This window comes from Streptomyces cinereoruber, assembly GCF_009299385.1.
Lineage (GTDB): Bacteria > Actinomycetota > Actinomycetes > Streptomycetales > Streptomycetaceae > Streptomyces > Streptomyces bikiniensis.
On sequence record NZ_CP023693.1, the window covers coordinates 5169390 to 5193748 of the forward strand.

The window sequence follows — 24359 nt, forward strand, 5'->3', positions numbered from 1 at the left end:
GTCCGGCCTTTCGGCCAGGGCCTGAACCTTCGTGTCGTGACGGCCCCGCGCCAAGGATGCCCGTATGACGTCGCGACGCACTTTTCTGAAGGGCACCCTGTTCGGGAGTGCCACCGCCCTGCTGCCCGCGGCCGAGGCCGCGGGCACGTCCGGGAGCGGCCCGGTCCTCCGGCTGCCCGCGCCCACCGGCCCGTACCCCCTGGGCGTCCGGACGGTCCATCTGGTGGACCCGTCCCGGACCGATCCGTGGGTGGGCGGTGCGCGGGAGCTGATGCTGACCGTCCTGTACCCGGCCCGATCGGCACACGGCTTCCCCCGGGCCCCGCAGCTCACTCCGGCCGAGGCGCGGGAGTTCGCCGGCCTCGCGCCCCACATCCACCCCGGACTGCCGCGACCGGGAACGGTGGACTGGGGCGCGGTCCTCACCCACGGGCGCGTGGGCGCGCCGCCGCTTCCCGGGCGGCGGCCGGTGCTGGTGTACTCGCCCGGCGGCGGTGACTCCCGCACGCTCGGCACGACCCTCGCCGAGGACCTGGCGAGCCACGGCCGGGTGGTCGTGCTCGTCGACCACCCCGGTGACGCCTCCCAGGTGGAGCTGCCCACCGGAATGCGGACGACCGTCCTGATCGGGCCTCCGGACCCGGTGACCTTCCGCACGATGGTGGACACCCGGATCGCGGACCTCCGCCTGGTCCTGGACCGGCTCGGCGACCTGCCGCTCGCACCGGTCGTGGACTCCTGCCGGATCGGGATGTACGGGCACTCCGCAGGCGGCACGGCGGTGGTGTACGCGGCCCGTGACGACCGCCGGGTCGGCGCGGTGGCGAACCTGGAGGGCTACCTCGACCCGTACCCGAAGCCGACCGGATTCGACCGGCCGCTGCTGCTGTTCCGCACCGACGGGTTCGACGGCGCCGCCCGGATCGAGTCGTCCTGGGCGGGTCTTCCCGGCCGCCGCGGGCTGCTCCCCGACGCGAACCACTGGGCGTTCACCGACTACGGCTCGCTCGTCCCCCGACTCCAGGCCTCCGGTCTCGTGCCGGCGACGGCGCGGACCGCGCTCGTCGGCGCCGGCGACCCCGCGGCGACACTCGCCCGGGTACGGCGCCGGGTGGGGGCCTTCTTCGCCCGCCGTCTGCCGTGACGGGACGGCGGGGCGGCGGCCGGCGGCCTGCTCCGGCGCCCGAAGCCCGCGCGCTCCTCGACCGCGTGGGACCCGGCGGCACCGCGCACGCCTCCGGGACGTCCCGCCTCGTCCGCGGCACCCGGCACACCGGTTTCCCGTGCGGGGCGCGACGGTCTCACCCCCCGGGGGATCCGCTACGGGCTCGTCGGCGGGCCGCCCTCGGGGAGGGCGTCGAAGACGCGCCGGAGGGCGGGCGGCCGGTCGCCGTCGCCCGCGATGATCACGCGGTGCCGGTGGGTCACCGCGTACTGGAAGCCGTCGGCGATCGGGCGACCGGTCGGCCGCGCGGGGACGAGGGCGAACGCGGGGTCCTCCAGGGCCGCGCGCAGCTCGGCGGCCTCGGCGGGGGTCTGCCGGCCGGTCCGGGGCGGCTTGTCGCCGGAGCGGATCGTCCACTCCCCGTCCCGGTGGACGACGAGTTGGTTCCGGACCCCGGCGAAGCCGCCGGTGACGACCACCTGGACGAGGACCTCGCCCGGCTGTGGGGTGCTCGTCGGGGCCGTGGAGCCGGAGGCGCCCGGCGTGCCGTCGGTCCCGGGAGTGCTCGGCCCGGTAGCGGTTCCGGGAGTGCTCGGCCCGGCCGTGGTCCCCGGCGAGCCGGGCGCCGGGGAGGCCCCGGGGTCCGACCCGCAGCCGGCCGCGCCGCCCGTCAGGACCGCCGCGAGCAGTACGGTCCCGCAACGCCTTCCCCACACGCCTCTTCTCATGGGAGGAGCATGCCCGGCGGGGCGCCCCGGCGCAGCCGGACGACCGGATTCCGCAACCGTCCGGGGCGCCCGAAGCGTCCGGGGCCTCCGGGGCTCAGACCTCCCCCCGTACGATCCCGGTCAGCGGCCCCCGGTACTCCCAGCCCAGCGCGCCGTAGAGCTGCCGGCCGTCCACGGTCGCGGAGAGGACCCCGGTCGCGGCGCCGGCCTGGGCGGCGGCGGCCTCCAGGGTGAGCATGACGTTCGCGCCGAGGCCCCGGCGCCGGTGCGCCGCGTCCGTCTCGATCTGGTCGGCGACGGCGGTGGCGCCGGTCGGGGCGATCTGCCCCCGGGCGGCGAGGGTGCCGTCCGGGGCGAGGATCCGGACCCGGACGACGCCGTCCCGGACCTCGACGGTCCGGGCGTACCCCTCGGGCGGCGCGGGGCGGACGCCGGGGTCCAGCCGCTTGACCATCATGAAGCCGGGGTCGTCGGGGATCGTCCACCCCTCGGTGATCCACGGCGCCACCTCCTCCGCGTCGGCCATCACCTTGAGCCAGCTGTACGGCTCGGTGAGCCGCTCGCAGAGCGCCCCGACGGTGTCCGCGTCGGGCGCGGGCAGCACGTGCCGCAGGACGTGCCGGGGGAGGCCCACGTCGATCCGGTACCCCCAGGGCTGGTCCACGGCGGCCGGGGTGCCCCGGGAGGCCGTCCAGCCCCTCACCCACGCCGATGTAATGGCTCGCATATCCATGAGGTCATTACATCGACTGTTCGGAGGCGTGCGCGAGGGTGATCGCTCACAGCGAACAGGCGTCCGGGAACATTCATGGGCTCACAAGCATTGAGTCCGTACAGCTCAACTTGACTGCCGAAGGGGAGATCATGGCTTCTGAGTCCATGGCGTCCGCGCCGCTCACTCTGCCTGTGCTGCCGCTCGACGACGAGGTCGTGCTGCCCGGAATGGTGGTGCCGCTGGACCTGTCCGACAACGACGTACGGGCCGCCGTCGAGGCCGCCCAGGCCGCCGCGCGGCCCGGAGGGGGGAAGCCGCGGGTGCTGCTCGTGCCCCGCGTCGACGGCACCTACGCCGGGACCGGCGTCCTCGGGACCGTCGAGCAGGTGGGACGCCTGTCCGACGGCGACCCGGGCGCGCTCGTGCGCGGCCGCGGCCGCGTCCGCATCGGCGCCGGTACGACCGGCCCCGGCGCCGCCCTGTGGGTCGAGGGCACCGCCGTCGAGGAGACCCTGCCCGACCCGCTGCCCGGCTCCGTGACCGAGCTGGTCAAGGAGTACAAGGCGCTCGCCACCACCTGGCTCAAGAAGCGCGGCGCCTGGCAGGTCGTCGACCGCGTCCAGCAGATCGACGGCGTCGGCGCCCTCGCCGACAACTCCGGCTACTCGCCCTTCCTGACCGTCGCCCAGCGGATCGAGCTCCTGGAGACCGCCGACCCGGTCGCCCGGCTGCGCCTGGCCACCGCCCAGCTCCGCGAGCACCTCGCCGAGCAGGACGTCGCCGAGACCATCGCCAAGGACGTCCAGGAGGGCGTCGACAAGCAGCAGCGCGAGTTCCTGCTCCGCCGCCAGCTCGAAGCCGTCCGCAAGGAGCTGCGCGAGCTCAACGGCGAGACGGAGGGCGACGGGTCCGACGACTACCGCGCCCGCGTGGAGGCCGCCGACCTGCCCGGGAAGGTGCGCGAGGCCGCCCTCAAGGAGGTCGAGAAGCTGGAGCGGTCCAGCGACCAGTCCCCCGAGGGCTCCTGGATCCGCACCTGGCTCGACACCGTCCTCGAACTGCCCTGGAACGAGCGGACCGAGGACCGGTACGACATCCGGGGCGCCCGCGCGGTGCTCGACGCCGAGCACGCGGGCCTGGACGACGTGAAGGAGCGGATCACCGAGTACCTGGCGGTGCGCAAGCGGCGCGCCGACCGCGGCCTCGGCGTGGTCGGCGGGCGCCGCGGCGGCGCCGTCCTCGCCCTCGTCGGCCCGCCCGGCGTCGGCAAGACCTCGCTCGGCGAGTCCGTCGCCCACGCGATGGGCCGCGAGTTCGTCCGGGTCGCCCTCGGCGGCGTCCGGGACGAGGCGGAGATCCGCGGCCACCGGCGTACGTACGTCGGCGCCCTGCCCGGCCGGATCGTCCGCGCCATCAAGGAGGCCGGGTCCATGAACCCGGTGGTCCTGCTCGACGAGATCGACAAGGTCGGCTCCGACTTCCGCGGCGACCCCGCGGCGGCCCTCCTCGAAGTCCTCGACCCGGCGCAGAACCACACCTTCCGCGACCACTACCTGGAGGTCGAGCTCGACCTCTCCGACGTGGTCTTCCTGGCCACCGCGAACGTCCTGGAGTCCATCCCCGAAGCCCTCCTCGACCGCATGGAACTGGTGCGGCTCGACGGCTACACCGAGGACGAGAAGGTCGTCATCGCCCGCGACCACCTGCTGCCCCGGCAGCTGGAGCGGGCCGGCCTGGAGCCCGGCGAGGTCGTCCTGGAGGAGGCGTCGCTGCGGAAGCTGGCCGGCGAGTACACCCGCGAGGCGGGCGTCCGCACCCTGGAGCGGTCGATCTCCCGGCTGCTGCGGAAGGTCGCGGCCCAGCACGAACTGGGCGACCGCGAGCTGCCGTTCACGGTCCGCCCCGAGGACCTGCGGGAGCTGATCGGGCGTCCGCACCACGTGCCCGAGTCGGCGCAGGACCCGGCCGAGCGCCGGACGTCCGTGCCGGGCGTCGCCACCGGCCTCGCCGTGACCGGCGCGGGCGGCGACGTCCTCTTCGTCGAGGCCTCCCTGGCCGACCCGGAGACCGGCGCCGCGGGCCTCACCCTCACCGGGCAGCTGGGCGACGTGATGAAGGAGTCGGCGCAGATCGCGCTCTCCTTCCTCCGCTCGCACGGCGCGGAGCTGGAACTGCCCGTCACCGGCCTCAAGGACCGGGGCGTGCACATCCACTTCCCGGCGGGCGCGGTCCCCAAGGACGGGCCGAGCGCGGGCGTCACCATGACGACCGCCCTCGCCTCCCTGCTGAGCGGCCGGCTCGTCCGCACGGACGTGGCCATGACCGGCGAGGTCTCCCTCACCGGCCGGGTCCTGCCGATCGGCGGCGTGAAGCAGAAGCTGCTCGCCGCGCACCGGGCGGGCATCACGACGGTCGTGATCCCCAAGCGGAACGAGGCCGACCTGGACGACGTCCCGGCCGAGATCCTGGAGAAGCTGGAGGTCCACCCCGTGACGGACGTCCGGCAGGTCCTGGAGATCGCCCTCACCCCGGCGGAGGTGCCGGTGGGCGTGGCCGCGTAACCCCTGGTCGAGAGCGGGGTGTTCCCCCGGGGACACCCCGCTCCGGCACGTCCGGACACCGGGCCGGGGGCGGGTCCGCGATGTCAGTCCCGGCTGTCATGATCGTACGCATGAACGAAGACGCCTTCTGGGCTCTCATCGACGAGTTGAGCGCTCGCCCCGGCACCCGGGACGAGCGGCTGGAGTGGCTGGAGGGGGAGCTGCTGCGGCGTCCGGCCGGGGAGAGCGTGGCGTTCCAGGTGCACCTGGAGAAGGCGTGCGGGGCGGCCGACACGCACGCGGTGTGGCGGGCGGCGGACCGGATCGAGGGCGGCGCCTGCACGGACGACGGCTTCCACTACTTCACGCTCTGGCTGGTCGGCCAGGGACGGAAGGTGTACGGGGCGGTGCTCGCCGACCCGGACGCGCTGGCCGACGTGCCCGAGGTGCGGGCGCTCGCGGGGCGGCACCACGACGAGTGGGACGACGACGAGTGGCCCGAGTGGGAGGAGCTCGACTACGTCGCCCAGGACGCGTACGACGAGCTGACCGGCCAGGAGGACGACGACGGGGAGGAGTTCCTCGACGCGGTCGAGGAGGCGGAGGAGGCCGAAGAGGCGGGGGAGGAAGAGGGGGAAGAGGACGAGGAGCGCGGGGCGTCCGGGCCGGAGGGGTTGGCCCTGCCCCGGCTCACCGCCCTCTTCCCGCTCGGGCCGTCCGGCTCCTGAGGGGTGTCCGACACCCCCCTGGGCACCGCCCGGTCGGTCTCGGGGCCGGGCGGTGCCGTCGGTGACGCGTGGGGGCGCGTCAGGAGCCGGACGTGTTCCGGCGGCGGCCCAGGAGCAGGCTGCCCGCCGCGAAGGCGGCGAGGGCGCCCGCGCCCGCGAGGGCCGGCATCAGGGGGGAGGGGGTCCCGGCGGCTTCGGCGGAGAGCGCCGGGGGCTGCTCGTCGCCGCCGTGGCCCGCGTGGCTGACGGTGGACAGGGCGGCGCCCGCCGCGATCTTCGCCTCGGTCGGGGCCTGCGCCTTCGTGCCGGTCGCCGCCGCTTGGCCCGTACCGCCGAAGGTGACGTCCGAGCAGCTGTAGAAGGCCTCGGGGCTGTCGTTGCGCTGCCACACCTTGTAGACGACGTGGCGGCCGGTGCGGGCCGGCAGGGTGCCCGTGAAGTCGTAGTAGCCGTCGGTGGCGGTGCGGGTGGTGTTGTACACCGCGACGGGGGTCTCGTCCAGGTCCGACCACTTCAGGGGCTGGGTCGGGTCGAAGCCGGCCTTGGTGATGTAGACCGTCATGGTGCCCGAGTGGGCCGCCGTCGCCCGGACCTTGAAGTCGAAGGAGCCGGCGGCGACCGCCGTCGCCGGCCAGTCGGTGCGCGCCCAGTCCAGGGCCCGGTACTTCTCGCGGTTCGCCGAGCAGAGCTTGCCGTCCGGGATGAGGGACCGGTGCTGCCCGTCCGCGTTGGCGATGTTGACCTCGTTCCAGTCGTAGAGCGGCTGGGTGCCGGAGTCGGCGACGAGGTCCTTGCACACCTGCGACTTGGGCGTCTCGGGGCCCTCGGCGTAACAGGCGGCCAACCGGCTCACGGGGTTGAAGACGGCCCCGTGGGCACTGGCCGCCGTGGGGGTGAGACCGACGAGCGCGGCGGCGGACAGGGCCGCGGCGCCGGCGGCGGTGGCGCGGCGGGCGGAGGGCAGGGAGGGCATGCGGGGGCTCTCTCTCGTGCGTGGGGGAGTACGGAACGAGCAACGCGCGCGGGGCACACGGAAGTTGAATTCCGGGCGACCGCCGTAGAGCCTCGCATTGGTCCATACCAATGGGCAAGGGGGTGGAGGGAAAAAGCCGGAGCGGCCCCCGGGGCACGCGATGTGCCCCGGGGGCCGCCGGGAAGCGGGGGGAGGGAGCGGCGGGGCGTCAGCCGTTCGCGAGCGCCTTCACGCGCGAGAGGTCCCCGTTGAAGCGGTTGTGGTCGCCGACCACCGGGCCGGTGGAGGTGTACTGCCACATCGTGTAGTACGGCCAGCCGGCCGGGAGTTCGCCCACGGAGGAGGCGTACCGCGCGATCCACAGCGGGTTGGTGGCGGCGAAGCCGGAGTAGTTGCCGGTGCACTGGGTCCACCAGCTCGTCGCCGTGTAGATGACGGCGTCCCGCCCGGTCCGGGCCTTGTAGCGGTTCAGGAAGTCGCGGATCCAGGACACCATCCCGGACTGGGACTTGCCGTAGCAGGTCGCGCCGTACGGGTTCCACTCGATGTCGAGCACGCCCGGCAGGGTCCTGCCGTCCTTCGACCAGCCGCCGCCGTTGTTCACGAAGTGGTCGGCCTGGGCCGCGCCGCTCGCCGTGTCCGGGGTGGCGAAGTGGTACGTGCCCCGGATCATGCCGACGTCGTACGAGCCGTTGTACTGCTGCGTGAAGTAGGTGTTCTTGTAGTAGGTGCCCTCCGTCGCCTTCACGTAGGCCCAGCGGACGCCGCTGTTCCACAGCGTGGCCCAGGCGACGTTCCCCTGGTGGCTGGAGACGTCCACGCCCTCCGTCTGGACGGCCTGGACCGAGGCGCCCGCGGGCGCCGTCGTGCCGCGCCCGTCGTGTTCGAGGACGCCCATGCCCATGCTGGCGGTGCCGCGGGCGGGCGTCTTCGGGGCGGCCGCGTCCGCGGCTCCGGCGGTGCCGACGAGGGGGAGCAGGAGGGCCAGGGCCGTCAGGGCGGCGCCGGCGAGGGTCGTTCCGGATCTGTGCACACGCATCGCGTGCCTCCGAAAGGCTCGTGGGGAGAGGGGGCGGCATGTCCTGTCGCGGACATGTCAGTGGGGGTGGTGGGAACGACGCTACGCACGTAGACCCACCCGTGGAAGGGGGTCCGGACACCGCCGTTGGTCTACGCCTGCGAAATACTGGAAGAGCTGCGGAAACGACCGCGACGGGAAGAAACTTTCAGCGGCGGAAGGCCGCCGGTGTGGCGGGATCACGCCACCGGGGAACGCGTGGGAGGCGCTGACGTGCACGGAAGCGGTACGGGAAGTGAGCACGGGGCCGTCCCACCGCCCCTCGGCGGGACCGGGCCCGCCACGCCCGCGCCCGACGCGGAGGGGACCGCCCTGCCGGGCTCCGGCGAGGCCGGGGCTGCGCCCCCCGCACCGACTTCCGGTGGGGCCGGGGTCACTCCGCCGGCTTCCGCCGGGACCCGAGCCGTCCCGGCGGTCTCCGGGGAGCGCGGGGCCGCCCCGCCGGTTTCCGACGGGGCCGACGCTGCTCCGCCGGCCCCCGGCGAGGCCCGGGGCGCAGTCGTCCCGTCGGCCCCCGGCGAAGCCGGAGCCGTTCCGGTCGCCCCCGTGGACCGGGAGTTCCTCGCCCTCGAACGCGAGCTGGCGGTCTTCCTGCGCCGTGCCCGCGCCCAGTCCGGCGAGATGGCCCGGGAGGTCCACCCCGAGCTGGAGCCCGCCGCCTACGGCCTCTTCGTGCGCCTCGACGACGCCGGGCCCCAGCGGGCCACCGAACTCGCCGGGTACTTCGGCGTCGGCAAGGCGACCATGAGCCGCCAGCTCCGGGCCCTCGAAGACCTCGGGCTCGTCGCCCGCGACCCCGACCCCGCCGACGGCCGCGCCTTCCTCGTCCGCCTCACCGAGGAGGGCCGGAACCGCTTCCGCCGCGTCCGCGACGCCCGGCGCGAGCGCTACGTCCGCAAGCTCGCCGACTGGGACCGCGCGGAGGTCGCCGAGCTGGCCCGGCTCCTCCACCACTTCAACGTACGGGCGGAGGGCTGAGGCCTCAGCATCCCGGCGGCCCCAGCTCCACGTACACGGCCGTCGCGTCGTCGTGCGGCTTCCAGCGCCGTGCGCCCCCCGCCTCCGCGTCCGCGAGCTCCCGCTCCCTCACCCGTCCGAGCAGGCCGGACGCGCCCTCCGTGCGCAGGACGCCGAGGCAGTCCGTCCAGTCGCCCGCCCCGAACAGGTCCACCCAGCGGCTCGCCCCGTCCGTCAGCGCCGCCAGGGACCGGACCTCCCCGCGCGGGACCGTCCCGGTCACCGCGAGCCCCGCGACCGCCGGGTCGGCCGCCGCCGTGAAGAAGCCGCCCTCCCGGTTCCGCAGCCGGTCCGTCGCCGCCACGGACCGCAGCACCTCCGCCGGCACCCGGTCGAGCCGGTCGTCGAGGACCGCCCGGACCGCCCCGTCCGGCCCCTCCAGGAGGAGGACCGAGTCGGAGAGGACGAGGTGCTCGACCACCGCCCCGTCCCAGCGGGCGAGGACCACGGTTGCCTGAGGCGTACGTACGTGAGAAAGGTCACAGGTCCCCCGATGGGAGTCCGCGGTGCGCCGGATTGCCAGGGAGAGGATCTCGGACAGGGAGGCGTCCGGACGGGAAGCGGACAGTTCGGTCAAAGCCCCGCCGAGGCGGGCGGTGAACCACGGCACGCCGTGCACACAACCGTCATCACCGGCGGGCGGCGTCACACCGTCGAGGAGGACGACCGTGCCCCTGCCCTCCACCGGGGACAGGACGGCGGTCCCCCAGTCCTCATTGGGGCGTTCGGGGCTGCCGGGGAGGGAGGCGACGTCGCTGCGCATGGAGCCCAGTGTGCCCGCCCCCGCGCCCGCCCCTGGCGGGCCCTTCACCGGACCTGCAAATGACGGGAAAAGGCCTGTACCAACGGGGCGGGTGTGACGGGAGGGGCGGAACGGGCGCCGCCGCGGAGCTGCGGGCGGGCATCCTGCCAAAGGCCGCGCGGAAGATCCAACCGGGGACGTTTCCGGGCCCCGGGGCCCCGCCCGGGGAAGTTGTTCGCCAACTACGGAGTGTTGTTCACTCGTTCGGGTGGCGGAGCGGCCGATGCCCGTCCCCTTCCCGGAAGCGCTGGAATGGTCGGAAGCCGTATCGGGGGTGGGGGCGCTCCATGTGACCGGCCGTCACCTCTGCTTTGTGGGTGGACGAGTCAAGAATGCGAGCACCGGTGCAGATGAAGCGGCCTCGGAGCAAGAACGGCACGCGGAGCCAGAACCCCGGTGTCCCGCCGGCCCCGGACGGCGCCGCCACGGCCCCCGCCGGAGGCCCGGCCGCCGACCACGCCCAGGCCCAGGCCCACATTCAGGCCCCGACACGGCCCGCCGCACCCGGCACCCCGACGCAGCCCACCGCCCCCGCCGGTCGCTCCAAGCGCGTCCGCAACCGCCTCGTCGCCGGCGTCGCCCTCGTGGGCATCACCGTCCTCGCCGCCGGGGCCCCCGCGATCCTCACCGCCTCCGCCGAGCTGACCGACTCCCAGCGCCTGGTCACCCTCGCCGAACTCGACCGCCAGGCCGTCACCCTCGCGCACTCCCTCGCCGACGAGCGCGACGAGGTCGTCGCGTACATCGCCGCCGGACGCGACGCCCAGAGCGGCGACGCGAAGAAGAAGCGCCAGGTCACCACCGTGCGCTCCACCCGCGTCGACCGGCAGATCGACGAGATCCGCCCCGCCGCCTCCCCGGAGCTCCACCGCGACCTCGCCGGCGTCCCCTCCGTCCGCCGCACCGCCCTCACCGGCAAGGGCACCGCCCTGGAGGCCCACAAGGCCTACTCGGACGTCATCGACAAGCTCCAGGCCCTCGCCGACGAACTGGCCGACCGGACCCCGGCCCGCGCCGCCGACGCCTCCCTCACCGAGGCCACCCGCGCCCCCGCCGCCCTCGGCCGCGCCGTCGAACAGGCCTCCGCCACCCGCGGCCTGCTCCTCGCCGCGCTCTCCGTGCCGCAGCCCGAGCCCACCGGCGAGTTCCGCTACGACGACACGACCGGCACCTACGTCCCCGAGGAGCCGAAGGGCGCGGCGGAGGCGAACCGGACCCGCGACCGCCTCACCGCCGCCGCCCAGCAGGCCCGCGTCCGCGAACTCGCCGCCCTCGGCGACTTCGACCAGGCCGCCGGCGCCGCCGCCCGCGACTCGCTCGCCGGCACCGTCACCGGCCCCGACGTCAAGAGCGCCGAGCGCTCCCTCGCCTCCCTCACCGACCAGCCCCGGCTGACCGCGTCCGAGCGCAAGACCGACCCGGCCGCCCTGGAGTCCGCCCTCTCCGCCCGCATCGAGCAGATGCGCGGCGTCGAGTCCGCCCTCGCCGCCCAGCGCGTCGAACGCCTCTCCGCGCTCCGCGACGACGACGTCACCGCCCTCGAACTGCGCCTCGCCTTCCTCGGCGGCTGCCTCCTCTTCGCCGTCGGCGTCTCCACCTACGTCGCCCGCAGCCTCACCCGGCCGCTCGCCGTGCTCCGCATCGGCGCCGCCCGGCTCGCCGCCGCCCCCGAGCCGCACACCGAGGAGCCGGTCCGCTTCACCGGCCGCAACGACGAGTTCGCGCAGGCCGTCCGCTCCCTCAACACCCTGCACGGCAGGCTCGCCGACCTCGCCGCGCGCACCGGGCACCTCACCGACGAGCGGGCCGACCTGGCCGCCGACAAGGAGGCCCTCGCCGCCGAGCTGGCCGCCCAGCGCGCCGAACTCCAGGGGCAGGTCGCCCTCCTCACCGCCGAGCTCGAAAAGCTCCGCGGCACCGTCCGGCACACCTTCGTCAACCTCTCCCTGCGGAACCTCGGCCTGGTCGAGCGCCAGCTCGGCGTCATCGAGAAGCTGGAGGAGCGCGAGCAGGACCCGGACCGCCTCGGCACCCTCTTCAAGCTCGACCACATGGCGACCGTCATGCGCCGCCACAGCGAGAACCTCCTCGTCCTCGCCGGCCACGAGCACGTCCACGGCCACGCCGGGGCCGTCCCCCTCGTCGACGTGCTGCGCGCCGCCGTCAGCGAGATCGAGCGGTACGAGCGGGTCACCATCCAGTCCCTGCCGCCGCACGCCCAGGTCGCCGGCTTCGCCGCCGACGACCTGAGCCACCTGGTCGCGGAACTCCTGGAGAACGCCACCTCCTTCTCGCCGCCCGACGCCGAGGTCCAGCTCTCCGGCTGGCTCCTGGAGACCGGCGAGGTGATGCTCTCCGTCCAGGACTCGGGCATCGGCATGACCCCCGCCCGCTTCGCCGAGCTGAACGCGCGCCTGGCCGAGGCCGACCCGGACGCCTTCGACGGCGAGGGCCTCGGCATGCGGGTCGTCGCCCTGCTCGCCGCCCGCCACGGCGTCCGCGTCGAGCTGCGCGAGCAGCAGCCGGGCGGTGCGGCGGCCGTCGTGGTCCTGCCGCTGTCCCTGCTGCCCACCGCCCCGCCGGCGGCCGTGACGGAGCCCGTACGGGTCGCGGGCACGGCCCCCGTGATCCAGCTCCCCGGCTCGGCCGCGGAGGCCAACTCCAACACCCTGCCGTCCCGCACCCGCGACCCCCTGGTGGAGGCGGCGGAACGCGCCTTCGCGGAGGCGGAGCCCGACGAGGGCCGGCCGGAGGAGACACACGGACCGGAGGAGCCGTACGAGGCGCAGGCCGTCTCCGAGGACCCGTACGACCCGGAACCGCGCCGGACGGCGGAGGAGCCGTACGCCCCCGAGCCGGCGCCCGCGCCCTCGGAGTCGTACGAGAGCGAGGAGTCCCACGCCCCGGAGTCCGTCTCCGAGACCACGCTCCAGGTCCGGCTGCCCGTCCCGCCGCCGGAGCCGGACGCCCACGAGCGCGCCGCCGACGGGGGCCCGGACGCCGCCCACCCCGCCCCGGCGACGCCCCCCGCTCCCGCCCCGACCCCCGACCCCGAGCCGGCCCTCGACCCGTCGGTGCCCGGGCCGCGCCCCGCGCAGTGGGAGCGGGTCACCGACAAGGGCCTGCCCAAGCGCACCCCCCAGGTGGTGCGCCAGGCCGGACCCGCCGCCGCCCCCCGCCGGGGCGGCGTGGACGCCGAGGCCCTGCGCCGCAGGCTCGGCGGCTTCCACCGGGGTGCCGAGGCCGGACGCCGCGACGTGGAGGCCGAGATGGGCACGGCGGGACCGGGTACGGGGACGGCGGGGATAGAGAACGCAAGGACTGCACGTACAGAGGAGAAGACGGGGGACACAGTCGAGGAGGCACGCAGTTGACCGCGACGGGAACGTTCGGACTGAGTACGGAAGCCCGCAACCTGCAATGGCTGCTGGGGAATCTGGTCGAGGAGGTGCCGGGGGTCCGCTCGGTGGCCGTCGTGTCCTCGGACGGCCTGATGCTGCTGTCCTCGGACCCGGAACCCCCACAGGACGCCACGCCCGCCGGGGAGCCCGGCGCCCCCCGGGGCCCGCGCGGCTCCAGCGCCGACCTGGCCACCATCGTCTCCGGCATCGGCAGCCTGACCGTCGGCGCCGCGCGCCTGATGGAGGGCGGCGGGGTCAAGCAGACCATGGTGGCGATGGACGAGGGCAGCGTCTTCGTCATGTCGATCAGCGACGGCTCGCTGCTCGGCGTGCACGCCACGCCCGACTGCGACATGAGCGTCGTGGCGTACCACATGGCGCTCTTCGTGGGCCGCGCCGGCCACGTCCTCACCCCCGAGGTCCGCAGCGAGCTGCGCAAGTCGCTGGAGGGCCCCCGGTGACGGCGATGTCCTCGACGCCCTCGATGTCCCCGCTTCCGCACGCCTTCAAGCTGCCGGTACGGGGGGAGGGGCGCCGCCCCGCGCGCGTGCGCCCGTACTCGCTGACCGGCGGCCGGACCCGCTTCGGCCACGTCCTGCTCGTCGAGACCTTCGTGGCGGCGCTCGAAGCGCCCGCCGCCCGCAAGGTCCTGACGGACGGCGGGACCGGCGCGCGCGGCCTGATGCCGGAGATGCGGGCCATCGTCGAGATCTGCCGCCGGATGCGGACGGTGGCGGAGATCTCGGCGCTTCTGAAGATGCCGTTGGGGGTCGTCCGGGTGCTGCTCAGCGACCTGGCCGACCAGGGAAAGATCCGTGTGTACGGGACCGGTCACGGCACCGGCCAGCCCGACCGCGCGCTCCTCGAAAGGGTGCTGAGTGGACTCCGCCGTCTCTGACGCCGCCGCCGTCTCCGGAACCGCCTCGGGAACGGCCTCCGCCGCCGTCTCCGGAGTCACCTCCGGAACCGCCTCCGGCACCGTCGCCGAAGCCGTCCCCGAAACGCAGACGGCCGTCGGCATCCCCGCCCAGCCCCGCCCCGGCCCGTCGGGCGCGTCCGGACCCTCCGGCCCGGAAGCCGAGGAGGGCGCCCAGGACTGGCAGCTCGACCACAGCAAGGCCCCCACGGCGACGAAGATCGTCGTCGCGGGCGGCTTCGGCGTCGGCAAGACCACCTTCGTCCGCGCGGTCTCGGAGATCACCCCGCTCCAGACCGAGGCCCTGATGACCCGGGCGAGCGAGGACACCGACGACCTCACCGCCACGCCGGACAAGCTCACCACCACGGTGGCGATGGACTTCGGCCGGATCACGCTCGACGACGACCTGGTGCTCTACGTCTTCGGCACGCCGGGACAGCAGCGCTTCTGGTTCATGTGGGACGACCTGGTGCGCGGCGCGATCGGGGCGATCGTGCTCGCCGACACCCGGCGCCTCACCGACTGCTTCCCGGCCCTCGACTACTTCGAGAGCTGCGGGATCCCGTACATCGTGGCGGTCAACCACTTCGAGGGCAGCGAGCTGTTCGAGACGGAGGACGTCAGGGAGGCGCTGACCGTGCCCCCGCGCGTCCCCGTGGTGATCATGGACGCGCGCAAGCGCTACAGCGTGGTCGAGACCCTGCTGGCCATGGTCGCGCACGCCCTGGAAGCCACCCCCGAATAGCCCGCCTCCCCCTCACTTACGCCACGCCAGGAGCACCACCCATGCGGAAGATACTCATAGTCGGGGCCGGACAGTCCGGCCTCCAGCTCGCCCTCGGACTGCAGTCGCGGGGGTACGAGGTCACCCTCATGTCGAACCGGACGGCGGACGAGATCCGCGCCGGCCGGGTCATGTCCACCCAGTGCATGTTCGACACCGCCCTCCAGCACGAGCGGGACCTCGGGCTCAACTTCTGGGAGTCCCAGGCCCCCCGGATCGAGGGCCTCGGCGTCTCGGTCGCGGGACCCGACTCCTCCCGCCTCATCGACTGGGTCGGCAGGCTCGACGGGTACGCGCAGTCCGTCGACCAGCGGGTGAAGATGGCCGGCTGGATGGAGACCTTCGCCCAGCGCGGCGGCCAGCTCGTCATCCACGGCGCGGCGGTCGGGGACCTCGACTACTTCTCCCGCAACTACGACCTGGTGCTCGTCGCGGCGGGCAAGGGCGAGCTGGTCTCGATGTTCGAGCGGGACGCCTCGCGCTCCCCGTACGACGCGCCGCAGCGGGCGCTGGCCGTCGCGTACGTCCACGGCCTCGGCCCGCGCCCCGAGCACCCGGAGTTCGACGCGGTCCGCTGCAACGTCGTCCCGGGCGTCGGCGAGCTGTTCGTCATGCCGACCCTCACCACCGGCGGCCGCGCCGACATCCTCTTCTGGGAGGGCATCCCCGGCGGCCCGCTGGACGTCTTCAAGGGCGTCAAGGACCCCTCCGAGCACCTGGCGCTCACGCTGGAGCTGATGGAACGCTTCACGCCGTGGGAGTACGCGCGGGCCACCAAGGTCGAACTGACCGACGCGGGCGGCACCCTCGCCGGCCGGTACGCCCCGACCGTCCGCCACCCCATCGGCCGGCTCCCCGGCGGCGGCCTGGTCCTCGGCGTCGCGGACGTCGTCGTAGCCAACGACCCGGTCACGGGCCAGGGCTCCAACTCGGCCTCCAAGTGCGCGGCGGCCTACCTCTCCTCGATCGTCGAACACGGCGAGGCGCCCTTCGACGAGGCCTGGATGAACGCCACCTTCGACCGCTACTGGCAGACGGCCCAGCACGTCACCAAGTGGACGAACGCGATGCTGTCCCCGCCCCCGGAGCACGTCCTGAACCTCCTCGGCGCGGCAGGCCGACTCCAGCCCGCCGCCGACCGCTTCGCCAACGGCTTCAACGACCCCTCCGACTTCGAGAACTTCTTCTACGAACCGGAGAAGACGGGGGCGTACCTGGCGTCGCTGACGCGGGGCTGACGTCCGGTCAGCTCTCCTCGGGGGCCATCTCGGCGAGCAGGGCGAGGGCCTCACGGCGGACACCGGCATCGGTGTCGGCCGTGAGGCCCCGCAACCGTGCGAGCAGCCGGTCCGTGCCTTCGTCGGTCGTCCGCGCCGGGAAGTGGACGGCGGCGGCCAGCTCGTCCGCGGTGCACTCCGAGGTGGCGCGGTCCAGGGCCAGGAGCACCTGGCGAAGACCGAACGTGTCGTCGCGCCGGAGCAGGGCGTTCGCCGTGTCCTGCGTGACGGCGGTGTCGTGGGGGTCCAGGAGCAGGCGGAGGAGCACCTCCGCTTTCTGCTCGGCCTCGTCCGACGAGGCGAGTCGCCGCCCGACGGCGGCGCGGACCGACCAGTCCGGAGAGCCCGCGCCCTCGGTGATCGTGCCGGTCCGTCGGCCGTCGGGGAGTGCCATGGGGCCAGTCTGTCAGGCCGGGTCCGGGCGTCCCGTGCTCGGGAGTGCTCAGCCGCCGTCGAAGCCCTCGTCCCCGCCGTCCCTCGCGCCCTCCGGGAGGGCCGGTGGGGTGTAGGAGGGCAGGGCCGTTCCGGTCGGGTCCGGGCGTACGGCTCCGAGCAGCGGGTTCGCCGCGACGGGGGAGACCTTCACCTTCGCGCCGGGGCGCGGGGCCTGGACCACCAGGCCCTCGCCCAGGTAGACCGCCACGTGCGTGGCGCCCGGGAAGTAGACCACCAGGTCCCCGGGGCGCAGCTCGGCGAGGGGGACCCGGGGGAGCGTCGCCCACTGCTCCTGGCTGGTGCGGGGGATCTCGCGGCCCGCCGCCGCCCACGCCCGCTGCGTAAGGCCCGAGCAGTCGTACGCGTCCGGGCCCTCCGCCCCCCACTCGTACGGCTTGCCGATCTGCCCCACCGCGAACCGCAGGGCCTCCGCGCCCGCGCGGGACGGGGTGCGCGGGCCGTCCAGGACGCCGGAGTCCAGCAGTTCGCGCTGGGCGCCCGCCGTCTGCGTCCGCTCCAGTTCCGTGAGCCGGGTGAGCTGGGTCGGGGAGAGGCCGGCGAGCGTCTTCTCGACCTCCTTCAGCTTCGTCCGGACCTCGTCGCGCCGGACGCGCTGTTCGGCTGACAGGCGTCGCTGCCGGTCCAGGGCCTTGCGGGAGGCGCTCGCGAGGGCGTCGGCCCGCCGGGCCGCCCCTTGGAGCCGGGCGACGGCGCCGGCCCGGTCCCGGCCCGCCCGGGACGCCAGCCGCTCCCGGTCCATCGCCGCCCGCGGGTCCGGGGCGAAGAGCACGTCCAGGTACGAGGAGAGCTCCGACCTGCCCTGGTACTGCTCCCGGGCGATCCGCCCGGCCTCGGCGCGGACCCGGTCGAGGTCGGCCCGCGCGGCGGCGAGCCGGGCCGTGAGCTTCTGCGCGTCGGCGGTCTGGAGCCGCAGCTTCTCCTCGGCCGCGTTGTAGCGCTCGGTGGCCTCCTCGGCCTGCTGGTAGAGCGTGCGCAGACGGGTGAGCAGGCCGGTGACGGACGTCCCGCCGGGGGGTGCGAGGGCGGCGGCGTCGTCTTCGGGTTCCGGGGCGTCCGGGAGTTCTTCGGTGGTTTCCGGAGCGGCCGGTACGGAGGCCTTCGGGTCCACCGGGCCCACCGGTTCCCGCTCCGGGTCCGGCCGGGCGATCGGGGCCGGGGCCGGAGGCTCCACCGGCGGGTCCGCCGGGTCGGCGCCCGACGGCACCGCCCCCGCGAGCACCGCGAGGGCGGCGAGCGCCCCCGTACAGACCGTGCGCAGCAGACTTCGTGACACGTCACCACCACCTCCACGGGGATGATGACGGTTCACTTCATCCGATTACCGTACGAACAGGGGCGCGTCCGGCGTGCTCACCCGGTCGGACCAGAGCCTCCGGACCCCCTGCCCGGCTTCGACCACGGCCACCTCAGCTCGCGCCGCTCCCGGCCCCCGGGGGCGTATTCGTACACCCAGCCGCGCTGGAGGCCGAGGCGCTTCGTGTACCCGGCGGGCTCGCGCCGGTAGGCGTACACCCTCGGCGGGTTCCCGCCGTGCGCCGGGACCGGGACCTCGTACCACTTCGGCGGGTGGCCGGTCGGACCGAGCAGGATCGGCAGGACCCGGCCGTCCAGGGGGCCGCCGCGGAAGGGCGTGTTCTCGCTTCTCACCCCTCCAGTCTCCCCCGCGCGCCGCTCACAGCAGGTGGGCGGCCTCGCCCACCACCGGGAGCAACCGGCGGGCCAGGTCCGCCACCGGCCCCCCGGACGTCTCCTGGGCGAGCAGCCGCCGGACGACCTCCATCGTCTCCTCGTCGCCCGCCGCCGTCGCGGTGAGCAGGGCGACCAGGTGGTCCACCATCCAGTCGCGCAGCTCCGGAGCCGGGGGCCGCTTCCCCTCGCCCAGCCAGATGAGCGAGGCGGCCTCCACGGCCGCGATCCACGTCCGGACCAGCATCCCGAGCCGGAGCCCCGGCCGCTCCACCCCCAGGTGGAGGAGGATCTGCTCGGCGCCGGCCCGCCGCACCTCGTCCACGATCGCGGTCGTCTGCGGGGTCTCCACGACGCTGCCGCCGCGCAGCAGGGCGCTGAACCCGGCGTCGTACTCGTCCACGAAGGCCAGGTAGCGGTCGAGCACCCGGCCGAGCCGTTCCGTGGGCGGCCCGGCGAGCGGCTCGGCGAAGCAGCGGTTCAGGGTGTCGGCGGAGGAGCGCAGGGCGGCCTCGTACAGCTGCTGCTTGCCGCCGGGGAAGTACCGGTAGACGAGGGGCCGCGAGACGCCGGCCGCCTCGGCGACGTCGTCCAGCGAGACGTCCTCGGGCGTCCGGTGGGCGAAGAGCCCCAGGGCCGCGTCGAGCAGCTGGCCGCGCCGCTCCTCGACGCTGAGCCTGCGGTAGGCGGGCGTGGCGGGACTCGTCATGCTCCGCAGCGTAACCGCGCGGCCTCCCGGGCGGGCGCGCGGTCCGGATCCCCGGGCGTGACCGAGGAACCGGCGGGCCGGCGGACGGCACCGTGACCGCCGCGGCCGTTCGCCTCCGGCCGCGCCCACGACCCGCCGGCCCTTGGGACCTGTCCGGCGGATCATGGCCGGACAGACCCTCGGGCGCGTGCGGTCAGCTCAGTCGGGCATCGGCGTACACGGTCATCGCGTCGCGCTGGTAGAGGGCGAGGCCTTCGGCGATCCTGTCGAAGTTCGCCCGCATCCGCGGGTCGTCGACGTAGGTCTGGCCCACTCCCTTGTACGCGGCCGCGTTCGGGGTCCAGAACCGGCAGATCTGCTGGTAGTTGGCGTCCACCTCGTCCTGTACCGCGGGGTCGGAGACCGGCGTGCCGGCCACCATGAACTCCGCCATGCGGATCATCTGCGCCGTCACCTCGCGCTGCCAGCGCTCCGTCTCCTCGGAGGTCATCGCCTCGACCGCCTGCCGGGTCTGCTCCCATGCCCGCGGCCACCGCTCCCGTACCTCGGCCTCGGTCTCCGAGGGGGTCTGGAACCCCTCGAACAGGTTCTCCGGCTTGTTGATCCCGGTCATCTTTCCCTTGTCCCCGCCTTCTTCCAGTTCGGCGATGGTGCGGCCGACCGTACGGGCCAGCGTCTCCAGCCGGTCCCGTTCCGCGAGCAGCCGCCGGTGGTGCTCGCGGAGCACGGCCACCCGGTCGAGCCGGCTGTCCAGGACCGCCCGGATCTCGCGCAGCCCCAGGCCCAGCTCCCGCATCAGCAGGATCTGCTGCAACCGCAGCAGATCGGCCTCCTCGTAGTAGCGGTGCCCGTTGCTTCCGATCCACGCGGGCGGCAGCAGGTCGATCTCGTCGTAGTGCCGCAGCGTCCGCGACGTCACCCTGGACATCCGCGCCACCTCCGCGATCGACCAGGCCATGCCGGTTCCTCCCTCGCCGGGCCGGTCTCTCCGGCCACGCACACGACCGTAGAAGTTGCCGCAACGGAAAGCGCAAGCCCGACCGAGACCCTGTCGGACAGGTCCTGGGGCGAGGCCGGGGCCGGACTCGGACTTGGGCTCGGTGAAGGCGGAGGCACCCCGCGCTCGTACCACTCCCGTACGACTTATTGACGGGCCGTCAACAGCGTGTGAGCCTGCTGGAGACGGGCCGAAGCCGATCGACCGAAGCGGGCCGGAAGAAGGAGTCGTCCATGTCGACGCACGACCTCTACACGAACGCCCCCGACGGAGCGGTCTGGGACGTGCCGGCCGCCGGCGCCGCCCGCTTCTCCTGGGACTACGACGACGGCCGCGACCGCCTCCTCGCCCTCTACCAGAAGGGCAAGGACAAGCAGTGGGACGGCGCCACCCGCATCGACTGGGACCTGGAGGTCGACCCGTACGACCCGCTCGGCACCCCGGACGAGGCCCTTGACCTGCACGGCACCCGCCACTGGGCCAAGCTGTCCGAGAAGGACCGGGGCGAACTGCGCCGCCACTACTCCTCCTGGCAGTTCAGCCAGTTCCTCCACGGCGAGCAGGGCGCCATGATCTGCGCCGCCCGGATCGTCGAGTCCGTCCCCGACCTCGACGCCAAGTTCTACTCGGCCACCCAGACCATGGACGAGGCCCGGCACGCCGAGATCTACGGCCGCTTCCTCCACGAGAAGGTCGGGATGCTCTACCCGATCGACGACAACCTCAAGGGCCTCCTCGACGACACCCTGCGCGACTCCCGCTGGGACATGCCCTACCTCGGCATGCAGGTCCTCATCGAGGGCCTCGCCCTCGCCGCCTTCGGCATGATCCGCGACACCACCGACAAGCCGCTGCCGAAGCAGATCCTCGCGTACGTGATGCAGGACGAGGCCCGGCACGTGGCCTTCGGCCGGATGGCCCTGCGCGACCACTACCGGCAGCTCTCGGACGCCGAGCTCCGCGAGCGCGAGGAGTTCGTCATCGAGGGCTGCCACCTGATGCGCGACCGGCTGCGCGCCACCGACGTCCTGGTGAACTTCGGCGTCGCCCGCAAGGAGGCCGAGGAGCTGACCGAGCGCAGCGAGTTCCTCCGGCTCTTCCGCAAGCTGCTCTTCAGCCGGATCGTCCCCTGCGTCAAGGACATCGGCCTGTGGGGGCCGCGCCTCCAGAAGGCCTACCTGGACATGGGCGTCTTCGACCTCGGCGACTCCAACCTGGACCTGCTGATGGCCCAGGACGAGGAGGTCGCGGAACGGCTCGACGCGGAGCGCTTCGCGGCGGAGGAACGGGACCGGGCGGCGGAGGTGACGGCGGCGATCGAGGCGGGGAGCCGCGCGGCGGACCCGGAGTGACCCGGCGCGGAGGCCTCCCGCGCGCAGGCCCGCGCCCTACCTCCTCCCCGCCGCCTCCAACCGCAGCGCCTCCTCCATCACCGCCTTCGCGATCGGCGCCGCGCTCCCGCCCCCGCTGATGTCCGTACGGGAGTCCTCCGCGTCCTCCACGACCACCGCCACCGCCACCGCCGGCCGGGCCGAGCCCTCGCCCTGCGCCCAGGCGATGAACCAGGCGTAGGGCGTGCCGGTGTTGCCGAAGCCGTGCTGGGCGGTGCCGGTCTTGCCGCCGACCCGGGCCCCCGGGATCGCCGCGTTCTTCCCCGTCCCGTCCTTCACGGCCCGCACCATCAGCTCCTGGAGCCGGAGCGCCGTCGAGGGGTTCATCGCCTGCCGGTGGACGCGGCGGGCGGCCCGCTCCACGGTCGCGCCGCCGGAGGTCGTCGTGCGGTCGACCAGGTGCGGACGGGCGATCTCGCCGTTGTTGGCGACCGCCGCCGCCACCATCGCCATCTGGAGCGGGGTCGCCGTCGTGTCGAACTGCCCGATCGAGGACAGCGCCAGCTGGTCCGGGCTCATGTCCCGGTCGAAGGTGGACCTCGCCACCCACGACGGCACCCGCAGCGCCGTGTCGTTGAACCCGAACCGCTCCACCGCGTCGACCATTTCCGTCAGGCCCACCTCCACCCCGAGCCCGGCCATCACCGTGTTGCACGACCACTGGAGGGCGTACGCGAGGGAGGCGTCGCCGCAGCCCTCCGCCTCGTTCGGCAGCACCTGCCGGGTGCCCGGCAGCACGAACGGGTCCGGGGTGTCCGTCGGCGCGTCCACGTCCCGCACCACGCCCGCGTCCAGGGCCGCCGCCGCCGTCACGATCTTGAACGTGGAGCCCGGCGGGTACGTCTGCCGCAGCGCCCGGTTCAGCATCGGCTTGTCCGGCGCGGAGTTCAGCCGTTCCCAGGCCTCCCGGACCCCCGGGCCCGTCCCGGACAGCTCCCCCGGGTCGTACGAGGGCGAGCTGACGAGCGCCAGGATCCGGCCGGTGGCCGGCTCGACCGCCACCACCGCGCCCCGCTTCCCGTCGAGCCCCCGGAAGGCGGTCTCCTGCATCGACGCCCTGACCGTGGTGACCACGTCGCCGCCGGGCTCACGGCCCCGGGTGAGGCCCTTCAGGAGCGGCAGCGGCGCCAGCATCGGCTCCGTGCCCGCCAGGACCGCGTCCTCGGCGTTCTCGACGAGCGTCGTGCCGTACGTCTGGGAGGCGTGGCCGGTCAGCGGCGCGTACAGCGGCCCCCGGCGATAGGTCCGCTCCCAGCGGAGCTGCTGCCCGCTGTCCCGGGAGCCCGTCACCGGCTTCCCGTCGACCAGGATCTCGCCGCGCGGCTGCGCGTACCGGCTGATCGCGATCCGCCGGTTGGCCGCGTCGTCGTTCAGCGGCCCGGCCTCGACCACCATCACGCGGCCCGCGTTCACGAGCAGCGCGGCCAGGAGGAGGAGGCAGAGCGCGGCGGCGCGCCGGATGTAGCGGATCACGGGGCGGCCCCGGGAACGGGTGTGCGTACGCTCACGCGGCCCCCTCCTTGACCCGTTCGAGCTCCCCGGTGTCGGCGGACTCCGGGCGCGGCGCGCGCGCCGAGTCGCTGACCCGGACGAGGAGGGCGACGATCACCCAGTTGGTCACCACGGACGAACCTCCCTGTGCCAGGAACGGCATCGCCATGCCGGTCAGCGGGATGAGCCCCATCACCCCGCCCGCGATCACGAAGACCTGGAGCGCCACGATCGAGGCGAGCCCGATCGCGAGGAGCCGCCCGAAGGGGTCGCGCAGCAGCAGGCCGGCGCGGTAGCCGCGGCCGACGAACAGCGCGTACAGCAGGAAGAGCGCGGTCAGGCCGACGAGCCCCAGCTCCTCGCCGGCCGTCGCCAGGATGAAGTCGGACTTGGCGGCGAAGCCGATGAGCACGGAGTGGCCGAGGCCGAGCCCCGTGCCGAGCATCCCGCCCGCCGCGAAGGAGAACAGGGACTGGGCGAGCTGCCCCGGCCCCTCGCCCGCCCGGATCGAGGCGAAGGGGTCGAGCCAGTCCTGCACCCGGCCGTGGACGTGCGGTTCGAGCGAGCCGACCAGGAAGGCGCCGGCGGAGGCGAGCACCAGGCCGACCGCGATCCAGCCGGTCCGGCCGGTCGCCACGTACAGCATGATCACGAAGAGGCCGAAGAAGAGCAGCGAGGTGCCGAGGTCCCGCTCCAGGACGAGGACGCCGACGCTCAGCAGCCAGATCGCCACGACGGGCCCGAGGACCCGCCCCGAGGGGAACTGGAACTTCCAGATCCGGCGGCCGGTGTACACGAGCGCGTTGAGGTTGGCGGAGAGGTACGCGGCGAAGAAGACCGCGAGCAGGATCTTGGCGAACTCGCCGGGCTGGAAGGAGAGCCCGCCGATCCGGATCCAGATCCGGGCACCGTTGACGGCGGGGAAGAAGACCGGCAGGAGCATCAGGGCGAGGGCGGCGGCGACGGAGACGTACGCGTACCCCTGGAGCGTGCGGTGGTCGCGCAGCAGCAGCACCACCAGGATGAAGAGCGTCACCCCGAGCGCCGACCAGATCAGCTGGGTGGGCGCCGCCAGGTCGTACGGCGTCTCCAGGTCGAGCCGGTGGATCAGGGCCAGGCCGAGGCCGTTGAGCAGGACCGCGATCGGCAGCAGCAGCGGATCGGCGTACGGGGCGCCGAAGCGGACCGCGAGGTGGGCGATGAGCGCGAGCAGGCCGAGCCCGGCGCCGTACCGGGCGGCGTCCGGCGGCACGGCGCCGCCGCGCGCGAGACCGACCGCGGCGTAGCCGTAGACGGAGATGAGGACGGCGCAGACGAGGAGGGAGAGTTCCACGCCGCGGCGCTTCGGGACGGGGGCCCCGGGCGGGGGCGCGTCCGTTCGCGGTGCGGTCATGGCCGCAACGTAGCAAGCAGCATGCGGTATGTCCCTTTTGTGGGGCGGTGTGCCGTCGTGCTCGTGCCGCGGTCCTCCGGGCGCCCCCCGGGTGAGCCCCGGGGGGGGC

General features: G+C 74.2%; 22 protein-coding genes. 10 read left to right on the forward strand and 12 right to left on the reverse strand.

What is annotated here, in order from left to right; all coding sequences use genetic code 11:
• The first annotated feature begins 64 nt into the window (after positions 1 to 64).
• The gene (locus CP977_RS23450) at positions 65 to 1144 is read left to right on the forward strand and encodes an alpha/beta hydrolase family protein (protein ID WP_152370762.1); all 1080 of its coding nucleotides are present in this window, start codon (positions 65 to 67) and stop codon (positions 1142 to 1144) included.
• Between the two features lie 176 nt (positions 1145 to 1320).
• Here CP977_RS23450 and CP977_RS23455 read toward each other — a convergent pair whose 3' ends face one another.
• Both CP977_RS23455 and CP977_RS23460 read right to left on the reverse strand, forming a co-directional pair.
• Complete coding sequence (locus CP977_RS23455) at positions 1321 to 1893, reverse strand: hypothetical protein (protein WP_152370763.1); 573 nt, start codon at positions 1891 to 1893, stop codon at positions 1321 to 1323.
• Positions 1894 to 1987: 94 nt separating this feature from the next.
• Positions 1988 to 2626, reverse strand: coding sequence for a GNAT family N-acetyltransferase (locus CP977_RS23460; protein ID WP_109185372.1), 639 nt, complete (start codon positions 2624 to 2626; stop codon positions 1988 to 1990).
• A 131-nt stretch (positions 2627 to 2757) separates the two neighbouring features.
• On the opposite strand from CP977_RS23460, the gene lon reads away from it, so the two are divergent.
• Together lon and CP977_RS23470 are read left to right on the forward strand one after the other, a co-directional pair.
• A complete protein-coding gene (gene lon / locus CP977_RS23465; RefSeq protein ID WP_152370764.1) occupies positions 2758 to 5169 on the forward strand; it encodes an endopeptidase La in 2412 nt (803 codons plus the stop codon).
• A gap of 110 nt (positions 5170 to 5279) precedes the next feature.
• Positions 5280 to 5876, forward strand: coding sequence for a DUF4240 domain-containing protein (locus CP977_RS23470; protein WP_229991387.1), 597 nt, complete (start codon positions 5280 to 5282; stop codon positions 5874 to 5876).
• A 79-nt stretch (positions 5877 to 5955) separates the two neighbouring features.
• On the opposite strand, the gene CP977_RS23475 is transcribed toward CP977_RS23470, so the two are convergent.
• Complete coding sequence (locus tag CP977_RS23475; RefSeq protein WP_109185627.1) at positions 5956 to 6840, reverse strand: lytic polysaccharide monooxygenase auxiliary activity family 9 protein; 885 nt, start codon at positions 6838 to 6840, stop codon at positions 5956 to 5958.
• A gap of 217 nt (positions 6841 to 7057) precedes the next feature.
• Positions 7058 to 7888, reverse strand: coding sequence for a lysozyme (locus tag CP977_RS23480; RefSeq protein ID WP_152370766.1), 831 nt, complete (start codon positions 7886 to 7888; stop codon positions 7058 to 7060).
• Positions 7889 to 8473: 585 nt separating this feature from the next.
• Here CP977_RS23480 and CP977_RS23485 point away from each other — a divergent pair.
• Positions 8474 to 8905 (forward strand): MarR family winged helix-turn-helix transcriptional regulator, encoded by a 432-nt coding sequence (locus CP977_RS23485; RefSeq protein WP_062752216.1) that lies wholly within the window; start codon positions 8474 to 8476, stop codon positions 8903 to 8905.
• Positions 8906 to 8909: 4 nt separating this feature from the next.
• On the opposite strand, the gene CP977_RS23490 is transcribed toward CP977_RS23485, so the two are convergent.
• Positions 8910 to 9707: a hypothetical protein gene (locus tag CP977_RS23490; protein WP_152370767.1), complete on the reverse strand. Its 798-nt coding sequence runs from the start codon at positions 9705 to 9707 to the stop codon at positions 8910 to 8912.
• A 371-nt stretch (positions 9708 to 10078) separates the two neighbouring features.
• Here CP977_RS23490 and CP977_RS23495 point away from each other — a divergent pair, with 371 nt between their 5' ends.
• From CP977_RS23495 to CP977_RS23520, 5 genes are all read left to right on the forward strand, one after another.
• Complete coding sequence (locus CP977_RS23495; protein ID WP_229991386.1) at positions 10079 to 13120, forward strand: sensor histidine kinase; 3042 nt, start codon at positions 10079 to 10081, stop codon at positions 13118 to 13120.
• Positions 13117 to 13608, forward strand: a complete 492-nt coding sequence (locus CP977_RS23500; RefSeq protein ID WP_062752214.1) for a roadblock/LC7 domain-containing protein — start codon at positions 13117 to 13119, stop codon at positions 13606 to 13608. Before CP977_RS23495 ends, CP977_RS23500 begins: the two co-directional genes overlap by 4 nt.
• A 5-nt stretch (positions 13609 to 13613) precedes the next feature.
• Positions 13614 to 14045, forward strand: a complete 432-nt coding sequence (locus CP977_RS23505) for a DUF742 domain-containing protein (RefSeq protein ID WP_062756869.1) — start codon at positions 13614 to 13616, stop codon at positions 14043 to 14045.
• A gap of 121 nt (positions 14046 to 14166) precedes the next feature.
• Positions 14167 to 14811 (forward strand): GTP-binding protein, encoded by a 645-nt coding sequence (locus tag CP977_RS23515; protein WP_062756868.1) that lies wholly within the window; start codon positions 14167 to 14169, stop codon positions 14809 to 14811.
• Positions 14812 to 14852: 41 nt separating this feature from the next.
• Positions 14853 to 16088: a styrene monooxygenase/indole monooxygenase family protein gene (locus CP977_RS23520; protein ID WP_062752212.1), complete on the forward strand. Its 1236-nt coding sequence runs from the start codon at positions 14853 to 14855 to the stop codon at positions 16086 to 16088.
• A gap of 7 nt (positions 16089 to 16095) precedes the next feature.
• Here CP977_RS23520 and CP977_RS23525 read toward each other — a convergent pair whose 3' ends face one another.
• From CP977_RS23525 to CP977_RS23545, 5 genes are all read right to left on the reverse strand, one after another.
• The gene (locus tag CP977_RS23525) at positions 16096 to 16521 is read right to left on the reverse strand and encodes a hypothetical protein (RefSeq protein ID WP_062752210.1); all 426 of its coding nucleotides are present in this window, start codon (positions 16519 to 16521) and stop codon (positions 16096 to 16098) included.
• Positions 16522 to 16569: 48 nt separating this feature from the next.
• Positions 16570 to 17856: a C40 family peptidase gene (locus CP977_RS23530; RefSeq protein ID WP_062752208.1), complete on the reverse strand. Its 1287-nt coding sequence runs from the start codon at positions 17854 to 17856 to the stop codon at positions 16570 to 16572.
• A 77-nt stretch (positions 17857 to 17933) separates the two neighbouring features.
• The gene (locus CP977_RS23535) at positions 17934 to 18230 is read right to left on the reverse strand and encodes a hypothetical protein (protein ID WP_152370768.1); all 297 of its coding nucleotides are present in this window, start codon (positions 18228 to 18230) and stop codon (positions 17934 to 17936) included.
• Between the two features lie 25 nt (positions 18231 to 18255).
• The gene (locus CP977_RS23540; protein WP_062752206.1) at positions 18256 to 18978 is read right to left on the reverse strand and encodes a TetR/AcrR family transcriptional regulator; all 723 of its coding nucleotides are present in this window, start codon (positions 18976 to 18978) and stop codon (positions 18256 to 18258) included.
• A gap of 193 nt (positions 18979 to 19171) precedes the next feature.
• A complete protein-coding gene (locus CP977_RS23545) occupies positions 19172 to 19936 on the reverse strand; it encodes a MerR family transcriptional regulator (RefSeq protein ID WP_109185378.1) in 765 nt (254 codons plus the stop codon).
• Between the two features lie 272 nt (positions 19937 to 20208).
• Between CP977_RS23545 and CP977_RS23550 the strand changes: the two genes are divergently transcribed.
• Complete coding sequence (locus CP977_RS23550) at positions 20209 to 21327, forward strand: ferritin-like domain-containing protein (RefSeq protein WP_062752204.1); 1119 nt, start codon at positions 20209 to 20211, stop codon at positions 21325 to 21327.
• A 36-nt stretch (positions 21328 to 21363) separates the two neighbouring features.
• Here the strand turns inward: CP977_RS23550 and CP977_RS23555 are convergent, their stop codons facing one another.
• Complete coding sequence (locus tag CP977_RS23555; protein WP_062752203.1) at positions 21364 to 22839, reverse strand: penicillin-binding transpeptidase domain-containing protein; 1476 nt, start codon at positions 22837 to 22839, stop codon at positions 21364 to 21366.
• 31 nt (positions 22840 to 22870) lie between these two features.
• Positions 22871 to 24250: an FtsW/RodA/SpoVE family cell cycle protein gene (locus CP977_RS23560; protein WP_062752202.1), complete on the reverse strand. Its 1380-nt coding sequence runs from the start codon at positions 24248 to 24250 to the stop codon at positions 22871 to 22873.
• Positions 24251 to 24359 lie beyond the last annotated feature (109 nt).

What these genes read in the sequence shown, in the direction of transcription:
- CP977_RS23450 (WP_152370762.1), top strand. Translation starts at nt 65, where the DNA reads ATGACGTCGCGACGCACTTTTCTGAAGGGCACCCTGTTCGGGAGTGCC.
- CP977_RS23455 (WP_152370763.1), bottom strand. Translation starts at nt 1,893, where the DNA reads ATGAGAAGAGGCGTGTGGGGAAGGCGTTGCGGGACCGTACTGCTCGCG.
- CP977_RS23460 (WP_109185372.1), bottom strand. Translation starts at nt 2,626, where the DNA reads ATGGATATGCGAGCCATTACATCGGCGTGGGTGAGGGGCTGGACGGCC.
- lon (WP_152370764.1), top strand. Translation starts at nt 2,758, where the DNA reads ATGGCTTCTGAGTCCATGGCGTCCGCGCCGCTCACTCTGCCTGTGCTG.
- CP977_RS23470 (WP_229991387.1), top strand. Translation starts at nt 5,280, where the DNA reads ATGAACGAAGACGCCTTCTGGGCTCTCATCGACGAGTTGAGCGCTCGC.
- CP977_RS23480 (WP_152370766.1), bottom strand. Translation starts at nt 7,888, where the DNA reads ATGCGTGTGCACAGATCCGGAACGACCCTCGCCGGCGCCGCCCTGACG.
- CP977_RS23490 (WP_152370767.1), bottom strand. Translation starts at nt 9,707, where the DNA reads ATGCGCAGCGACGTCGCCTCCCTCCCCGGCAGCCCCGAACGCCCCAAT.
- CP977_RS23495 (WP_229991386.1), top strand. Translation starts at nt 10,079, where the DNA reads ATGCGAGCACCGGTGCAGATGAAGCGGCCTCGGAGCAAGAACGGCACG.
- CP977_RS23505 (WP_062756869.1), top strand. Translation starts at nt 13,614, where the DNA reads ATGTCCTCGACGCCCTCGATGTCCCCGCTTCCGCACGCCTTCAAGCTG.
- CP977_RS23520 (WP_062752212.1), top strand. Translation starts at nt 14,853, where the DNA reads ATGCGGAAGATACTCATAGTCGGGGCCGGACAGTCCGGCCTCCAGCTC.
- CP977_RS23525 (WP_062752210.1), bottom strand. Translation starts at nt 16,521, where the DNA reads ATGGCACTCCCCGACGGCCGACGGACCGGCACGATCACCGAGGGCGCG.
- CP977_RS23540 (WP_062752206.1), bottom strand. Translation starts at nt 18,978, where the DNA reads ATGACGAGTCCCGCCACGCCCGCCTACCGCAGGCTCAGCGTCGAGGAG.
- CP977_RS23545 (WP_109185378.1), bottom strand. Translation starts at nt 19,936, where the DNA reads ATGGCCTGGTCGATCGCGGAGGTGGCGCGGATGTCCAGGGTGACGTCG.
- CP977_RS23550 (WP_062752204.1), top strand. Translation starts at nt 20,209, where the DNA reads ATGTCGACGCACGACCTCTACACGAACGCCCCCGACGGAGCGGTCTGG.
- CP977_RS23560 (WP_062752202.1), bottom strand. Translation starts at nt 24,250, where the DNA reads ATGACCGCACCGCGAACGGACGCGCCCCCGCCCGGGGCCCCCGTCCCG.